Source organism: Bradyrhizobium genosp. SA-3 (genome assembly GCF_004212635.1).
Lineage (GTDB): Bacteria > Pseudomonadota > Alphaproteobacteria > Rhizobiales > Xanthobacteraceae > Bradyrhizobium.
Genome location: NZ_PSRT01000333.1, coordinates 1 through 787, shown reverse-complemented (window position 1 = coordinate 787; position 787 = coordinate 1). Strand labels below are relative to the sequence as shown.

Below are 787 nucleotides of genomic sequence, written 5' to 3'. Positions count from 1 at the left end.
CAGCCACTATCTGGTCGATCCGGTCGCCTGCACGCCAGCGTCGGGCTGGGAGAAGGGGCAGGTCGAGAACCAGGTCGGGCTGGTCAGGGAACGCTTCTTCACGCCGCGGCTGCGGTTCAAAACCCTCGACGAGCTAAACGCCTGGCTGCTCGACAAATGCATCGCCTACGCCAAGGCGCATCGCCATCCGGAGCTGGTCGATCAGACGATCTGGGAAGTGTTCGAAGCCGAACGCCCCAAGCTCGTTCCCTATGCCGGCCGCTTCGACGGCTTCCATGCGGTGACGGCGTCGGTCTCGAAGACCTGCCTGGTGCGCTTCGACAACAACAAGTACTCGGTCGCAGCCAGCGCAGTCGGACGACCGGTCGAGGTTCAAGCCTATGCCGATCGCATCGTGATCCGTCAGGATGGACGCATCGTTGCCGAGCATCCGCGATCCTTTGGCCGCGGCGATACCGTCTACGACCCCTGGCACTATGTGCCGGTGCTCGTTCGCAAACCCGGCGCCTTGCGCAACGGCGCTCCCTTCAAGGACTGGGTGCTGCCGGCCGCAATCGAGCGGATCCGACGCAAGCTCGCCAGCACCGATGACGGCAATCGGCAGATGGTCGACATCCTCAATGCGGTGCTGACTGACGGTCTGCCCGCGGTGGAAGCGGCCTGTGCCGAAGCGCTCAGTCACAGCGTCCATTCCGCCGATGTCGTGCTCAATATCCTCGCCCGTCAACGTGAACCCGCCCCACCGGCCAACATCATGACGCCGGCCGCACTGACGCTCCGTCATGCA

General features: G+C 64.2%; 1 protein-coding gene. It reads left to right on the top strand.

All coding sequences use genetic code 11. The features are described from left to right. Positions 1 to 787 (top strand): Mu transposase domain-containing protein (locus CWO91_RS42350; RefSeq protein ID WP_433995613.1); only part of this gene is annotated, 787 nt, incomplete at both ends.